Origin of the sequence: Pseudomonas sp. PDM24 (genome assembly GCF_019218905.1) — a bacterium.
Taxonomy (GTDB): domain Bacteria; phylum Pseudomonadota; class Gammaproteobacteria; order Pseudomonadales; family Pseudomonadaceae; genus Aquipseudomonas.
The window spans coordinates 112,745-127,726 of the sequence record NZ_JAHUWR010000003.1 but is presented as its reverse complement, the minus strand read 5'-3'; the positions used below and the strand labels follow the sequence as shown (position 1 = coordinate 127,726).

General features: G+C 61.3%; 12 protein-coding genes. 7 read left to right on the top strand and 5 right to left on the bottom strand.

The window, feature by feature from the left end:
* Window positions 1–51: 51 nt before the first annotated feature.
* From lexA to KW837_RS12220, 5 genes are all read left to right on the top strand, one after another.
* A complete protein-coding gene (gene lexA / locus KW837_RS12240) occupies window positions 52–669 on the top strand; it encodes a transcriptional repressor LexA (protein WP_218395991.1) in 618 nt (205 codons plus the stop codon).
* The gene (gene imuA, locus KW837_RS12235) at window positions 669–1,286 is read left to right on the top strand and encodes a translesion DNA synthesis-associated protein ImuA (RefSeq protein WP_218395989.1); all 618 of its coding nucleotides are present in this window, start codon (window positions 669–671) and stop codon (window positions 1,284–1,286) included. The genes lexA and imuA overlap by 1 nt, the downstream gene beginning before the upstream one ends.
* A 7-nt stretch (window positions 1,287–1,293) precedes the next feature.
* Entirely contained in the window at window positions 1,294–2,709 is a 1,416-nt protein-coding gene (locus tag KW837_RS12230) for a DNA polymerase Y family protein (RefSeq protein WP_218395987.1), read from the top strand.
* Complete coding sequence (locus tag KW837_RS12225; protein WP_218395985.1) at window positions 2,685–5,783, top strand: error-prone DNA polymerase; 3,099 nt, start codon at window positions 2,685–2,687, stop codon at window positions 5,781–5,783. The genes KW837_RS12230 and KW837_RS12225 overlap by 25 nt, the downstream gene beginning before the upstream one ends.
* A 131-nt stretch (window positions 5,784–5,914) precedes the next feature.
* Window positions 5,915–8,026 (top strand): PAS domain-containing sensor histidine kinase, encoded by a 2,112-nt coding sequence (locus KW837_RS12220; RefSeq protein WP_218395983.1) that lies wholly within the window; start codon window positions 5,915–5,917, stop codon window positions 8,024–8,026.
* 179 nt (window positions 8,027–8,205) lie between these two features.
* Here the strand turns inward: KW837_RS12220 and KW837_RS12215 are convergent, their stop codons facing one another.
* Window positions 8,206–8,727 (bottom strand): DUF4142 domain-containing protein, encoded by a 522-nt coding sequence (locus KW837_RS12215; RefSeq protein ID WP_008066959.1) that lies wholly within the window; start codon window positions 8,725–8,727, stop codon window positions 8,206–8,208.
* A 218-nt stretch (window positions 8,728–8,945) separates the two neighbouring features.
* Between KW837_RS12215 and KW837_RS12210 the strand changes: the two genes are divergently transcribed.
* A complete protein-coding gene (locus KW837_RS12210) occupies window positions 8,946–9,188 on the top strand; it encodes a YdcH family protein (RefSeq protein ID WP_008066957.1) in 243 nt (80 codons plus the stop codon).
* Window positions 9,189–9,296: 108 nt separating this feature from the next.
* Complete coding sequence (locus tag KW837_RS12205; RefSeq protein ID WP_123495043.1) at window positions 9,297–9,557, top strand: hypothetical protein; 261 nt, start codon at window positions 9,297–9,299, stop codon at window positions 9,555–9,557.
* 150 nt (window positions 9,558–9,707) lie between these two features.
* Here KW837_RS12205 and KW837_RS12200 read toward each other — a convergent pair whose 3' ends face one another.
* The 4 genes from KW837_RS12200 to KW837_RS12185 form a co-directional block, all read right to left on the bottom strand.
* Entirely contained in the window at window positions 9,708–10,796 is a 1,089-nt protein-coding gene (locus tag KW837_RS12200; protein ID WP_218395981.1) for an SMP-30/gluconolactonase/LRE family protein, read from the bottom strand.
* Window positions 10,793–11,935 carry an SRPBCC family protein gene (locus KW837_RS12195; RefSeq protein ID WP_218395979.1) on the bottom strand — a complete coding sequence of 381 codons (1,143 nt, stop codon included), beginning with the start codon at window positions 11,933–11,935 and terminating at the stop codon, window positions 10,793–10,795. The genes KW837_RS12200 and KW837_RS12195 overlap by 4 nt, the downstream gene beginning before the upstream one ends.
* Before the next feature lie 110 nt (window positions 11,936–12,045).
* Window positions 12,046–12,909 carry a LysR family transcriptional regulator gene (locus KW837_RS12190; protein ID WP_008066951.1) on the bottom strand — a complete coding sequence of 288 codons (864 nt, stop codon included), beginning with the start codon at window positions 12,907–12,909 and terminating at the stop codon, window positions 12,046–12,048.
* A gap of 186 nt (window positions 12,910–13,095) precedes the next feature.
* Window positions 13,096–14,814, bottom strand: a complete 1,719-nt coding sequence (locus KW837_RS12185; protein WP_218395977.1) for a hydrogenase maturation protein — start codon at window positions 14,812–14,814, stop codon at window positions 13,096–13,098.
* Window positions 14,815–14,982: the final 168 nt, after the last annotated feature.

Genomic DNA, 14,982 nt, shown 5'->3' with positions numbered 1-14,982 from the left:
TCCTACACAGCTCCTACAGGTCCTTGTCAGGAAAAGCTCAAAAGAGTACAAATGTACTCCATGACGACTTTAACTCCCCGCCGTACCGCCATCCTGACCTTTATCCGCGATCGAATCGCCGAGCACGGTCAGCCCCCGAGCCTCGCTGAAATCAGCGAGGCCTTTGGCTTCGCCTCCCGCAGCGTGGCGCGCAAGCATGTGCTGGCGCTGACCGAGGCCGGTTTTATCGAGGTCAATGCGCATCAGGCGCGAGGTATCCGGCTGCTGAATCAACCGCCGCGGCCCGAGCTGCTGGACGTTCCGGTACTCGGTCGAGTGGCGGCCGGTGCGCCGATCGATGCCGATGCCGAGGTCCACAGCCGTTTGCTGCTCGATCCGTCGATCTTCTCGCGGCTACCGGATTACATGCTGCGGGTGCAGGGCGATTCGATGATCGAGGACGGCATTCTCGACGGCGATCTGGTGGGCGTGCGGCGCAATCCCGAAGCGGTCAACGGCCAGATCGTCGTGGCGCGGCTCGACGGCGAAGTCACCATCAAGCGTTTCGAGCGGGTCGGCGATTCTGTTCGGCTGTTACCACGCAATCCGGCTTACAAACCGATCATTGTTCGAGCCGATCAGGATCTGGCCATCGAAGGCGTGTTCTGCGGTCTGGTGAGGCAAGGGTAATGGGCGCCGTCGTTGCGTTGGATACGCTGTTCAATGGCGGCCAGGTCTGGAAGGGCCGGCCTGCGCCACCGGCCGTCAGCCCGCAACCCACCGGGCATGCGGCGCTGGACGCGGCATTGCCCACGGGTGGTTGGCCGGAAGCGGCGCTGACTGAAATCCTGTTGGCCGGGCAGGGCGTGGGTGAGTTGCAACTGGTGTGGCCGGCGCTGGCGCGGCTGTCGGCGGCAGGTGAACGCATCGTGCTGGTGGCACCGCCTTACGTGCCGTATCCCCAGGCCTGGCAGAACGCCGGGGTCGATTTGCGGCAACTGTCGATCATCCAGGCCAGTGAGCGCGATGCGCTGTGGGCGGCGGAACAATGCCTGCGTTCGGGCAGTTGCGGGGCGGTATTGTGCTGGCCGCACAAAGCCGACGATCGGGCATTGCGACGTTTGCAGGTGGCGGCGGAAACCGGTCAGACCCTGGCGTTCGTCTATCGCTCGATCAGTGAAGCCATCAACCCGTCGCCAGCGGCCCTGCGCATCGCCATCGACGCCAAACCTGCGCAATTGCGAGTGCTCAAGTGCCGGGGCGGGCTGGCCCGTTCGGCGCCGATTGCCTTTGCCGTCGGGCATTGAGGTTGCCATGCGCTGGGTTTGCATTCTCTTCCCGCAATTGGCACTGGACGCGGTACTGCGTCAGCGCCCCGACCCCGATGAGCCGCTGGCGCTGCTGACCGGTCCGGCCCAGCGTCGGGTGCTGCAAGCGGTCAACGGTTCGGCGCGGGCGCTGGGCTTGCGTCCCGGTCAGTCGATGACCGCCGCTCAGGCCCTGAGCAAAGGGTTTTTCACCGCCGAATACGATGCCGCCGAGATCGAGCACTGGCAGCAGTTCCTGGCTGCCTGGGCCTATCGGTTCAGCTCTCAGGTCAGCGTGCATTACCCGCGCGCCGTGGTGTTTGAAATCGAATCCAGCCTGGGCTTGTTCGGGCCCTGGCCGCAGTTCGAGGCGCGGTTGCGGGCGGAACTTGGCGAACTGGGGTTTCGTCACCGGATTGTCGCCGCGCCCAACCCGGTGGCGGCGCGGGTATTGGCCAACGTTTATGACGGTCTGGTGGTGCCGGACAATGACGCTTTGCAGCACCATCTCGGGCAGTTGCCCGTTGACCGGATCGCCCTGGAGCCAAGCGTTGCCACGGCACTGTCGCGCATGGGGCTGCGCACCTTGAGTCAGGTGCAGGCGCTGCCACGACATAGCCTGGCCCGGCGTTTCGAAGCCCAGGTGCTCAAGCATCTGGACACCCTGTTCGGTTTACGACATTTGGCGCTGGCGTTTTACCTGCCGCCGGACCGTTTCGATGTGCGCATCGAACTCAACTTCGATGTGCAATCCCATCAGGCATTGCTGTTTCCATTGCGCAGGCTGACCGGCGATCTGGCGGCGTTCCTCTGCGGGCGGGATAGCGGTGTGCAGCGTTTTGACCTGCATCTGGAGCACGCCGGGTTGCCAGACACGCTGATCAAGGTCGGCCTGCTCAGCGCCGAGCGCGATCCGGCGATGGTGTTCGAACTGGCCCGGGGGAGGCTGGAGCAGGTTCAGGTCGAGGCGCCGGTGCGCGGTTTTCGTCTGCGCGCCGAAGACTTGCCGACCTTTGTGCCCCAGTACCAGGAACTGTTCGATGATCGTCCGCAGCAATCCTTGCCTTGGGAGCAACTGCGCGAACGCTTGCGCGCACGGCTGGGGGATGACGCGGTGCAAGGCTTGCGGTTCCAGGCCGATCACCGGCCGGAATGCGCGTGGCAGGCCAGTGTCGACAGCCAGACCTGTGAAGTATTGCCTGCCGTGCAACGTCCGGGCTGGTTGCTGACGGAGCCGCAGGCCGTACACGAAGGTTCGACGCGCATCCTCATGGGGCCGGAACGCATCGAGTCGGGCTGGTGGGACGGCGACGACGTGCGCCGCGATTATTACCTGATCGAAACCCGTTCCGGTCAGCAGGGCTGGGCCTATCGGGCGGTGGGCGAAGGCGGTCCGTTGTGGCTGCAAGGCTGGTTCGCATGAGTGTCGATTATGCCGAGCTGCACTGCCTGTCGAACTTCAGTTTCCAGCGCGGTGCTTCCAGTGCGCTCGAGCTTTTTCAACGGGCGAAAAAGCAGGGCTATCGAGCGTTGGCGATCACCGACGAATGCACCCTGGCGGGCATCGTCCGCGCCTGGCAGGCGGCCAAGGCCGTGGAATTGCCGCTGATCATCGGCAGTGAAATACGCATCGAAGACGGCCCGAAACTGGTGCTGCTGGTGGAAAGCCTGGAGGGTTACCAAACCCTGTGCCGCCTGATTACCCGCGCCAGACGCCGTACGCAGAAAGGCCAGTATCAGGTGCTGCGGGAGGATTTCGGCGAGCCGTTGCCGGGGCTGTTGGTGTTGTGGGTGCCGGACGCCGTCGATGACGTTGAGCAGGGTCACTGGCTGAAGCAGACCTTCGCCGAGCGCCTGTGGCTGAGCGTTCAGTTACATCGCGGGCAGGACGACACCCGGCGACTGGCGGCGCTGCTGACCCTGGCGCGGGAATTGCGGATCCCGGCGGTGGCCAGCGGCGATGTGCACATGCACGCCCGCGGCCGACGTGCCTTGCAGGACACCATGACTGCGATTCGTCATCACTTGCCGGTGGCCGAGGCCGGATTGCGCCTGCACCCCAATGGCGAACGGCATTTGCGCAGCCTCGACGCCTTGCGCGATCTTTATCCGCAGGCACTGCTCGACGAAACGCTGAACATCGCCCGGCGCTGCACGTTCAACCTCGGTCAGTTGCGCTATCAATATCCCCGGGAGCTGGTGCCTGAGGGGCGCACGGCCGCGTCCTGGCTGCGGGAGTTGGCCGAAAAGGGTGTTCGGTGGCGCTGGGAAAAAGGCCCTAAAGCCGAGGTGTTGGCGCAGATCGACAAAGAACTGCAACTGATCGCCGAGCTGGGGTACGAAAGCTATTTCCTGACCGTTCACGACATTGTCAATTTCGCCCGCAAGCAACACATTCTGTGTCAGGGGCGCGGTTCTGCGGCCAACTCGGCGGTGTGCTACGTACTGGGGATCACGGAGATCGACCCGGAGCGGAGCACGTTGCTGTTCGAACGTTTTCTCTCCAAAGAGCGCAATGAGCCGCCAGACATCGATGTGGATTTCGAGCATGAGCGGCGTGAAGAAGTCCTGCAATACGTGTTTCAGCGTTATGGTCGGACCCGCGCGGCGCTGACGGCGGTGGTCAGCACTTACCATGGTGCCGGCGCAGTCCGCGACGTGGCCAAGGCACTGGGTTTGCCGCCCGATCAGGTCAACGCCCTGGCCGACTGCTGCGGTCACTGGAGTGATCAGGCGCCTCCCGTCGAGCGCCTGCGTGAAGGTGGTTTCGATCCCGACAGCCCGGTGTTGCGCCGGGTGCTGAGCCTGACGGGGCAGTTGATCGGTTTCCCTCGGCACCTGTCCCAGCACCCTGGCGGTTTCGTGATTTCCGAGCAACCCCTGGACAGCCTGGTGCCGGTGGAAAACGCCGCCATGGCCGAGCGCACCATCATCCAGTGGGACAAGGACGATCTGGATGCGGTCGGGCTGCTCAAGGTCGATATTCTGGCGCTGGGCATGCTCAGCGCGATTCGCCGTTGTTTCGATCTGCTGCGTCGGCACCGTGGCCGGGACCTGAGTCTGGCAACGGTGCCGGCCGAAGATCCGCAAACCTACGAGATGATCGGACGTGCCGATACCATCGGGGTGTTCCAGATTGAATCCCGGGCTCAGATGTCGATGCTGCCAAGGCTCAAGCCCACGACCTTCTATGACCTGGTGATTGAGGTGGCAATCGTTCGTCCGGGGCCGATTCAGGGTGGGATGGTGCATCCCTATCTGCGGCGGCGTAAGGGCGAAGAAGAGGTGATCTACCCGTCGAAAGAACTCGAAGCGGTGCTGGAGCGTACGTTGGGCGTGCCACTGTTCCAGGAACAGGTGATGCAGATCGCGATTGTCGCCGCCGACTACAGCCCCGGCGAGGCCGATCAATTGCGCCGCTCCATGGCCGCCTGGAAACGCCACGGCGGACTGGAACCGCACAAGGAACGTCTGGCCGACGGAATGAAGAAAAACGGCTACACGGCGGAGTTCGCCGCGCAGATCTTCGAGCAGATCAAAGGCTTTGGCAATTACGGCTTTCCCGAATCCCACGCCGCCAGTTTCGCCTTGCTGACCTATGCCAGTTGCTGGTTGAAATGCCACGAGCCGGCGGCCTTCGCCTGTGCGCTGATCAACAGCTGGCCCATGGGTTTCTACAGCCCGGACCAGATTCTTCAGGACGCCCGCCGACATCATTTGCAGATTCGTCCGGTGGACGTGCGGGCCAGTGACTGGGATTGCAGCCTGGAACCGATCATCGGCGCGCAGCCGGCCATTCGCATGGGGTTGCGGATGATCAAAGGCTTTCGCGAGGACGATGCCAGGCGCATTGAAGTTGCACGGTCGAAAGGGGCGTTTGCCGACATCGCCGGCCTTGGCGAACGGGCGCGACTCGATGCCCGTGCCCAGGAGCAACTGGCCGATGCCGGTGCATTGCGCGGGCTGGCCGGTGACCGGCATCGGGCGCGCTGGGAAGTGGCGGGTGTGCAGAAGCAGCTCGGCTTGTTTGCCGGTTTGCCGAGCCAGGAAGAGCCGGCGGTGTCTCTGCCCAAACCCACCGTGGGCGAGGACCTGCAAGCCGATTACAACAGTGTCGGCACCACCCTCGGCCCGCATCCGCTGGCATTGCTGCGGGGTGAATTGAAAGCCCGGCGTTGCCGCAGTTCGAAAGAACTTATGGATGTCGAGCACGGCCGACCGGTCAGCGTCGCCGGGTTGGTGACCGGTCGGCAATGCCCGGGCACCGCCAGCGGCGTGACCTTCGTGACACTTGAAGACGAGTTCGGCAACGTCAACGTGGTGGTCTGGCGCGACCTGGCCGAACGGCAACGGCAGATACTGGTCGGCTCGCAATTGCTCAAGGTCGATGGGCGCTGGGAAAAGGAAGGGGAGGTGCGGCATTTGATTGCCGGGCGCTTGAGCGACCTGAGTTCACTGCTCGACGGTATCCATGTGCGCAGCCGGGATTTCCGCTGAACCGGCGACATTCAGCTATACCTCTATGAAACCATTGGCGTCGGCGGTGCTCGAAACAAACGGGCACGCACCGTCTCCTCACGCCGTTGCACTGCCTGAAAACATGTCATTCACAAGACATAGGCCAGTCGATGCAGTTTCTAGACAATAGCCACGGATGTACCGGCTGGAGCGGCGAAATGGCCGGACGCATTCGCGCGTTCGACTGGAGCCTGACCGAGCTCGGGAGCATCGATACCTGGCCCGGGAGCCTGTGCAGCACGGTGCAATTATTGCTCGCCTCACCCCTGCCGATGGTGATGCTGTGGGGCCGGCCCGGTTACATGATCTATAACGATGCCTACTCGAGATTTGCCGGTGGGCGCCATCCTTACCTGCTAGGTTCCCCGGTGGAGTTGGGCTGGCCAGAGGTCGCCGAATTCAATCGGCATGTGGTGGACACCTGCCTTGCGGGTGGCACCTTGTCCTATCACAACAAAGCTTTGGTGCTGTTGCGTGATGGCGTACCCGAAGACGTCTGGATGGATCTTTACTACAGCCCCGTCGCCGATGATGACGGGCACCCCGCCGGGGTCATGGCAATGGTGGTCGACACCACTGACCATGTGATTTCCGAGCGCCGCCGCCAGGAAGCCGAAAGCGCTTATCGCGCCGACAACGAAAGAGTTCGCCTGGCTCTTAATGCCGGGGCTTTGCTCGGCTCATTCGTCTGGGATATCAAGGCTGATGTGCTGTCTGCCGACGAACGCTTCGCCCGCACGTTTTCCTATCCGCCCGACCAGGACCTGGCCAACCTGTCACCGCTCATCGCCGAAATGCAGATCCATCCCGACGACCGCAGTTGGGTTCAGGAACGGATCAATCAGTCGGTGGAAACCGGCATACCCTATAACGCCGAATACCGGGTCCTGCGCCCCGATGGCAGTTACCTGTGGGTGCTGGCCAGCGGGTGTTGCGAGTTCGATGAGCAAGGCGAGGCGTTCCGCTTTCCCGGGGTGTTGATTGACATCCATGAACGCAAGAGCGCCGAAGAATCTTTGCTCAAATTCACCCGCAACCTGGAGCAGCGAGTCGCCGACGAAGTCGAGGCGCGGCTGGCGGCTGAAGAGCAGTTGCGCCAGTCACAGAAACTCGAAGCCATCGGCGGTCTCACCGGTGGTGTGGCCCATGACTTCAACAATCTGTTGCAGGTGATCGCCGGCAACCTGCATTTGCTGGCGCGTCACGAGCCGGACAACGCCAATGTGCAACGCCGGGTCAGCGCGTCGATTGCCGCGGTCGAGCGCGGTGCCAAATTGTCGTCGCAATTGCTCGCATTCGCCCGTCGTCAGCCTTTGTCGCCGGCGGTCTGCGATCCACGGCAGATCTTCGAAGGCCTGGGAGAATTGTTGCAGCGGGCGCTGGGGGAAACTATTCAGATCAAGGTGACGGCGCCTGACGATCCATGGCATCTCTACGTGGACCGCAATCAACTGGAAAACGCCATTCTCAACCTCGCGATCAACGCCCGAGACGCCATGAACGGCGAGGGGACCATTGCCCTGAGTGCCGAGAACATTGCCCTCGACCGCAAGTTTTGCGCAGGCAAGGGCATCGTCGCCGGCGACTATGTTTGCGTCGCGGTGGCTGACACGGGTGTCGGTATGCCGCCTCAAGTGCTCGCACAGGCCTTTGAACCGTTTTTCACCACCAAGGCCGACGGCCAGGGCACCGGCCTGGGTTTGAGTATGGTGTTCGGTTTTGTCAAACAGAGCGACGGGCATATCGAGATTTCCAGCGTCGTCGGGCAGGGCACTCGGGTGCAGCTGTATTTCCCGCGCAGCTTGCGCCCGTTGCCCGGTGAAACAACGCGCCATGATCCGCAGCACCGTGGCGGGCACGAAACCATTCTGGTGGTCGAGGACAACGAAGCGGTGCGTGGCTCGGCGGTGGATTTGTTGCGTGAAGAGGGCTATCAGGTTCTGACCGCGGCCAACGGTGACCTGGCCATGCAGATGTTGCTCGATGGCGTGGCAGTGGATCTGATCTTCACCGATGTGGTTATGCCCGGTCTGATCAAAAGCGCGGACCTGGCCGCCTGGGCCAAGGTACAGAATCCACCGGTGGCGGTGCTGTTTACCTCCGGCCACACCCGGGACATTATTTCGCGCAATCACCAACTCAGCCCCGACACTTATCTGCTGAGCAAACCTTATGGCCCTGAAGCGCTGTTGAGTAAGATCCGCAATGTGCTGGGTGGTTGAGACCTGTAGGCTGTAATGCGATCGCCCCTGTAGGAGCGAGGCTTGCCCGCGAACAAGAACCCCGCGGTGTATCAGGTACCCCGCGTCATCGTTCTTCGCGGGCAAGCCTCGCTCCTACAGGGGCTAACCGGCCGGCATCAAGGCTTACCCGCGCCGGGCAAGCCTTGTTCCTGTGGGGGTTATTTGTCGGGATGAGCCGCCTGGAGTTTTTTCGCCATATCCAGGTGTTTTTCCAGCGCCGGCAGCATTTTTTGTGCAAAGGCCTTGAGGTCGGTGGCGCCTTTGGTCTTGTCGTCCGTCACCGTATTGGCTTCTTTCTTGAACCGTTCAATGGCTTCTTCGTGAGCCTTCACCTGATTGTTGGCATAGGCCGTGTCGAAGGATTCATCGCGCAGGTCGAGAATTTTTTCCTTGGCCTGTTTAACCATCGTCGTCGTGTCCGGCACTTCGATGTCATGCTTTTTCGCCAGTGCCGCCAGTTCTTCATTGGCTTTGGAATGATCGGTAACCATCATGTTGGCGAACGCCTTGACGTCGGCCGATGAGCTTTTTTCCAGGGCCAGTTTGCTGGTCTCGACTTCCGCGATGCCGCCCGCGACCGCGTCATCGACGAAGTCGTTGGAATCGGCGGCAAAAGCTGTGCCCATGCTGGTGCTCAAGGCAACGGCCAGGGCTAGGTGACGCAGATTGAAGCCGTCCATTGATCATTCTCCACACAGGTTTCTATGGGCGATCCGGGTGATCGTTATTCAATGGAGGCGGGCGCTCGGGTAAAGGTTTTATCGCGTTTGCGACAGGACGACGAACGGACACCGCTGGTCTGATAGACGGTCGACAGAACCGGGTAAGCGAGGCCATTCTGATAGCTGGTGAACGCAATCGATCACGTTTGCCACCGATTAACAAACGGAGGTGTTCCATGCCGGTGACCCATGACCTTTATCAGGATTTGCGCTGCACAAAGGAAGAGATCCAGCAAAAACGCACCAAGGATCCGTTACTGGATTCACTGCTCAACAAGTACTCCCAGGCGGACGCCGAAGTGTTGAAGGCCGAATCCGCACAATCGGATGCGCCCAGCGATGATGCACTGAAGAAGCTCAAGGAGAAGCGCTTGCAGGTCAAGGACAAGATCGTCCAACAACTCCAGGCACGGTCCTGAGGCGCTATGTCGAGTCACCGACGACCGGTGACTGAAAAATTGGAACGGGGATAAATACCGGCACCTCGAACGATCAGAGCCGACTTTGCGGCCCATGCGAGGTGCCCCATGCCCCCTTCAGCCTTTCCCCATAAAGAAAAGTACCCCAGCGAACAACAGGGCGGCTATGACCCGATCCCGACTCATCCCGAACCCCTGAGCCCTGGACGCACCACCGTCAATCCCGAGGATGAACCGGGCATCGATGAATTGCCGGACAATGAGGACATAACGCCTCTGGAACAGGATGACGTCACTGACATCGACCCGGAGCGAGTGCGCGAAGAGACAGACAATTCGGTTCGTGATGGTGAGATGGATCCGCGTTGAGTCCACGAGGGATGATCACAAACTTCGCGGCAACCCCAATCAACTGTGGGAGCGGGCTTGCTCGCGAATGAGGCCATGCCAGTCGACATCAATGTTGAATGTCAGTCCGCCTTCGCGAGCAAGCCCGCTCCCACAGGTTGATCATCGTTACTACTGCAATGCCGTGCTCAACGGCAACCGCGCCATGTGCCGCGCTTTCAGCGATCCCAGATACAACCAGTCCCCATACTCGCGCACGGTGGTGATGGGGGAGTAGTTGCCGCTGCTGGCGTCCTGCAGATTGGCAATCACTTTACCGTCGAGGTCCAGGCCAAGGGCGAAGGCGCGTTTCTCCACCGGTTTGGGCAGGACCGTCATCGCGCGCACGATCATTTTGCGTACCAGAGGGTAGGGCGCCGTGGCGTCGAGCAGTGCATTGCGCGGTGCATACAGCGCCACCCAGAAACGGTCGCGACCATTGAATGCCAGGTTGTCCGGCAGCCCTGGCAAATTGTCGATGAACAGATCGTGGGTTCCGGCTTTTGGCCCGGTCAGCCAATAGCGGCTGATGCGATAGGCGCCGGTTTCGTTGACCAACACAAACGCATCGCCAGGCCCCAGGGTCACACCGTTAGCGAACTCCAGTTTGTCCAGAAGAACCGTCGTTTTGCCGGTCTGGAAGTCATAACGCAGCAATCGGCCGTCGCCGCCGTGCTCGATGATTGCCTCGCCATCTTTGCCGTAACCCCAACGGCTGGATGCATCGCTGAAATAGGCGTAATGCCCGGGCTTGTCGATGGCCACGTCATCGGTAAAACCGAAGGGCACGTTGTTGGCCGTGGTGCTCAATGCAATCAACCGGCCTTGAGCATCGAGCGACAGCAAACCCTTGACCCCGTCGGCGATCACCAGCAAACCATTGGGATGGCGCGCCAGGCCCAATGGCCTGCCACCGGTATCGGCCAGCACCCTGGTGGTCTTGCCGTCGAGGCTGGTGCTAATCAACCGGCCGTCATGCAGGCCGGTGATGAGGATGTTTTCTTCCAGAAGCAATGCTTCCGGGCCGTCGATGTCAGCGGCACCGACACGTTCCACGCCTTTGAGGCGCTGATTGTCTGTGTAGATGCCATCGATGAGGGAGGGCGCTGGTGACGGTGTCCAGGCGATCGGCTGGACCTTGGTGGGTAATAACAACAGGAAGCCGCCAATCACGATGATCAGCAGCAACAATAAATGCCGAAACCTGAAGGCTCTTTTCACGCGGTGACTCCTGTCGAGGCCAGATGTCTTTGCGCCATCTCGCGTAACGCCAGCATCGATTGCGCCGATTCATGCTCAATGCGCCGTTTGAGCAACAATCGATTGGCGATGCGCATCAGTACACCGCTAAAGCAATATTCCAGGGTGCGGACAAACCGCGTGCTGTCGCCAAAAGCCTCGCACTCGTAAGTCACCACCAGCGACAGTCCATGATCGCCCCGGGCCCGAGCGCTCCAGCGGCGACCGGGCAGGTATTCGCTGACCTCCCAGCGCAAATGCCCCTCGCGTCCGCCGGCCCGAATGTCTTCCTCGAACCGCGCCCCGGCGTACAACGGGCCGCTCTGGCCATCGACCTTGAGGGAGGACGGATGCCACTCCGGCCAACGTGTCGCGGTGCTGGCGTAGGCGAGCACGGCGAGCGGATTTCCAGCGATATCGACCACGTGCTGCAGGCGGGTGGGCGTTCTCGTCAGGTGTGGAGGCGCTTGTTCCGGCTCCCAGTGCAGGGTGCCGAACAGGTAGTCCATCAGTGGAAACACGATATTGAAATTGCGCTCCTGCATCAGTTCACGGCGGTGGTGCAGTTCATGCAGACGGCGCATCTGGCGAATCCACGGCAGACGTGTCAGCGGGTTGCCGGGCGGTAGATGTTCGCAGGCATGGAACACTTCATAAGTCAGGTAACCGAGGACCATGCAACCGCCGAACAGCCCCGCGACGTTGCCATTGAGCTGAGCCAGCAGCCACCACGCGGGCGCGGTAATGACGAGGGTGTGCAACACAATCAGCCAGGCCGGAAACAGAATCACCCGCCAGTCCCTGGCGCTGTCGTAGGTCATGTGGCCGGGGGTGAAAAAGCTGTGATGGTCACCGGCGTGACGGGCGTAGAACATTCGCGCCAAGCGCTTTTTATGGTGCCCCAGATGCCGATGCACGACATAGACGCCGAAGTTGAAGAACAACAGAGTCAGCGGCACCGCCAGCCATTCCAGGGGGTGTACCTGATGCACGGTGTTCCAGAACGCGCCGATGGCCAGCAACCCGAACAGCAGCACAAACACGCCGTGCAACCAAGGGTTGTAGAGCGGATGAATATCGGCACGGTAGCGCGCGCGGAATGCTTCGGTGGTCTGCCTCACTGCGTTCACCTGTGGTTATTGTTATAACCAGCAGATTAGCCGATCCCGCCGCAGAGGCTGGCCCAACCTTGAGGCCACATGCGCCATGCTCCGGTGCAAGACGCCTGGCGTCAGGTCAAGGGGTTCCAGCGCTGGGACCAGTCGTCGTCCGTCTTGATCACTTCGCGCAGCAAATCAAAGGCTCGTTGCAAGGTCGCCGAGTCGCGGTCCCGGGAGTAAACCAGGTAGGTCGGGTAGCTGAACTCCGGAGCTTTGGGCACTGGCTCCAGCACGCCGCTTTCCAGGTAGCTCTGGACCACGCGGGTGCGGAAATAGCCGCTGCCGCCGTTTTCCAGGATGTATTGCAAGGCCAACGGTCCGAGGTTGAAGCTCAGGGCTGCCTTGGCCTTTTCCGGCAACGCGGCATCGTGCTGACGACGGAAGTCCGGGCCCCAGTCGATATACACGTAAGGCTCGGGCTGGCCGGCCAAGCGTACCAGGATGAGTTTTTCTTCCAGCACCTGCTCGACTTGCAGGCGTGGCCAGTACTCGGGCTGATAGACCAGCGCCGCATCCAGCACCCCCAGCTCCAGTTGCCGCAGCAGGTTTTCGCCGTCGCGGATTTCCATGCGCAATGCGTGGCTGGGAATTTTCTCGCGCAACTCGCCGGCCCAGCTGAGCATCAACGGGTTGCACAGGCTGACCTCGCCACCAATGTGCAGCACGTCGCGGTAGCCCTCGGGCAGCGGCAAGTCACGACGCGCCGCTTCCCAGGTCTGCACCAGTTGATTGGCGTAAACCACAAAGGCCTCACCGTTCGGCGTCAGGCGCGCCCCGGCGCGGTTGCGCACGAACAGCGTGCTGCCGAGCTGGCTTTCGAGCTTTTGCACGCGGGCGGTGATCGCGGTCTGAGTGACGTGCAGCTTTTCAGCCGCCGCGGCCAGGCTGCCGTGGCGGACGATTTCCAGAAAGGTGCGGGCGAGGTCGATGTCCATGGGCAGGCCGATGCGGGAGGTGCGGGCATTGTAAGAGCAGCATTTGTCTTCCGATACCGCGTTATCGTTCTTCGCGAGCAAGCCCGCTCCCACATTCGATCTGCGGTGTTACAAAAATCTATGCCCAACACCCATTCAATGTGGGAGCGGGCTTGCTCGCGAAGAGGCCCTGTCAGGCACCGCAAATCAATCGGTTAACTCGATTTCCTGAACAGTGGCCCACTGCGCCACCAACCGCTGCGGCGTGCCACACACCCTACGCTTGAACACAAAATTTCGGCACTTCTCGGCAAATTGTTTGCGGTTCTGCACCATGTCCAGCAGCATCTCTTCCAGCTCGGCATTGCGACAGTGCTGCATCAGCTGAGTCTCGAGCTGGCTTTTGCGTTCACGCACCGCCTGATACGCCGGATCACTCAACGCACCATTGGCCCGCTGCAACAACCACAAACCAAACTCGTCGGGGCAGCGCGGGCCGATTTCCTGGACCATGCCCAGTTGCAAGGCTTGGGTGGCGCTGATCGGCAGACAGTCTTCAGTGAGTTTTTTCGCCTTTGCCTGGCCGACGGCACGGGGCAGGCTGTAGGTCCAGTACTCGGAGCCGTACAGGCCCATGGTTTTGTAATGAGGGTTGAGCACGATACCGGACCGGGCGAAGACAATATCGGCAGTCAGCGCCAGCATCACGCCGCCGGCCCCGGCATTCCCGGTCAAGCCGCTGACCACCAGTTGCCGGGCGCTGAGCAGTTCCTGGCAGACGTCATCGATCGCCTGAATATTGGCCCAGGCTTCCAGCCCCGGAACCGCTGCGGCCTGGATCACGTTGAGGTGCACGCCGTTGGAGAAACTGCCGCGCCCACCCTTGATCAGCAGCACCTGGGTGTCCCGGGACTTGACCCAGCGCAGGGCCTCAACCAGTCGTTGGCACTGTTCGGTGCTCATTGCGCCGTTATAAAACTCGAAGGTCAGTTCGCCGACATGCCCCGATTCGCGATAGCGGAGCGGTTGATAGCTTTCATTGCTGAAGGGCTGGGAGGCGATCGACCAATCAAGGGTAGGTATTTGCGCCAGCTGTTCGGCGAGCACATGCCGGGCCGGGCGCTTGAAGGTTTCTTCACCGGGCCTGGGTTTATGTCGCAACGAACCGATCCACAGACTGGTATCGCCGGTCGCCACCAGCACTGCATCGTCATGCACCGCGAGAATCTCCCCCGGCGTGCCGCTGCGTGAATCCAGGTGAGCGTCGTAGAGGTAATACTGACCGCCGGCCAGGCTCGCCAATACGCCGGGCTGGCCGTCGGCAGCGTCGATACGGCGTTTGATGAAGTGAGAGCTGTCTTGCCAGCTGAAGGATCGGTCGGCCTGCTTCATGTTCGGCTGCAAACGGCCAATCACGTGGCGCTGGTTGTAATCCAAGGGCACCGGCACGAAACCGTCGATGAATTTTTCCACCACTTCGCGGATGCAGGAGATCGCCGCATCGCTGACGCGCCCGTTGTACAACTCGGATTTACGCAGGCCTTGGGGCAAATTGAATTCACAGGTGGCCCAGACCGGCCCGGCATCCATTTCCTCCACCGCTTGCAACGCGGTCACGCCCCAGCGGCTGAGTTCGCGGGTGATCGCCCAGTCCAGCGCACTGGCGCCACGGTCGCCGACAATGCCCGGATGAATGATCACCACGGGACGCTGGCGGTTGCTCCACAACTGTTGCGGTACCCGGTCCTTGAGGAACGGGCAGATCACCAGGTCGGCGCCGGAGTGTTCGATTTGCTCGCATACCGCCTCTTCATCGGTGAACAGCACCACGCTGGGCGAATGACCGGCGTGACGCAAGTCTAGCCAGGCCCGCTGGGTCAGGCCGTTGAACGCTGACGCCAGCAGAATGATTTTCAATGACCGCACGATTGACTCTTCCTTGAGAATGACGGGCCGCAGGCTCCCAATGAGCCGTCCGTGGCCTTCGATGGAAGCGCGATAGTAGTGATTGCGAGGGGGGGAGCAACTGATCGAGGTCAAGCTTGTGTCAGTGGGTGTTACGGGACAGAAGGTTGAACAGCGATTCAATGTGGG

Excerpts from the sequence above, each read along its gene's own strand:
- KW837_RS12220 (WP_218395983.1), top strand. The coding sequence starts at position 5,915 with ATGCAGTTTCTAGACAATAGCCACGGATGTACCGGCTGGAGCGGCGAA.
- KW837_RS12215 (WP_008066959.1), bottom strand. The coding sequence starts at position 8,727 with ATGGACGGCTTCAATCTGCGTCACCTAGCCCTGGCCGTTGCCTTGAGC.
- KW837_RS12210 (WP_008066957.1), top strand. The coding sequence starts at position 8,946 with ATGCCGGTGACCCATGACCTTTATCAGGATTTGCGCTGCACAAAGGAA.
- imuA (WP_218395989.1), top strand. The coding sequence starts at position 669 with ATGGGCGCCGTCGTTGCGTTGGATACGCTGTTCAATGGCGGCCAGGTC.
- KW837_RS12205 (WP_123495043.1), top strand. The coding sequence starts at position 9,297 with ATGCCCCCTTCAGCCTTTCCCCATAAAGAAAAGTACCCCAGCGAACAA.
- KW837_RS12190 (WP_008066951.1), bottom strand. The coding sequence starts at position 12,909 with ATGGACATCGACCTCGCCCGCACCTTTCTGGAAATCGTCCGCCACGGC.
- lexA (WP_218395991.1), top strand. The coding sequence starts at position 52 with ATGTACTCCATGACGACTTTAACTCCCCGCCGTACCGCCATCCTGACC.
- KW837_RS12230 (WP_218395987.1), top strand. The coding sequence starts at position 1,294 with ATGCGCTGGGTTTGCATTCTCTTCCCGCAATTGGCACTGGACGCGGTA.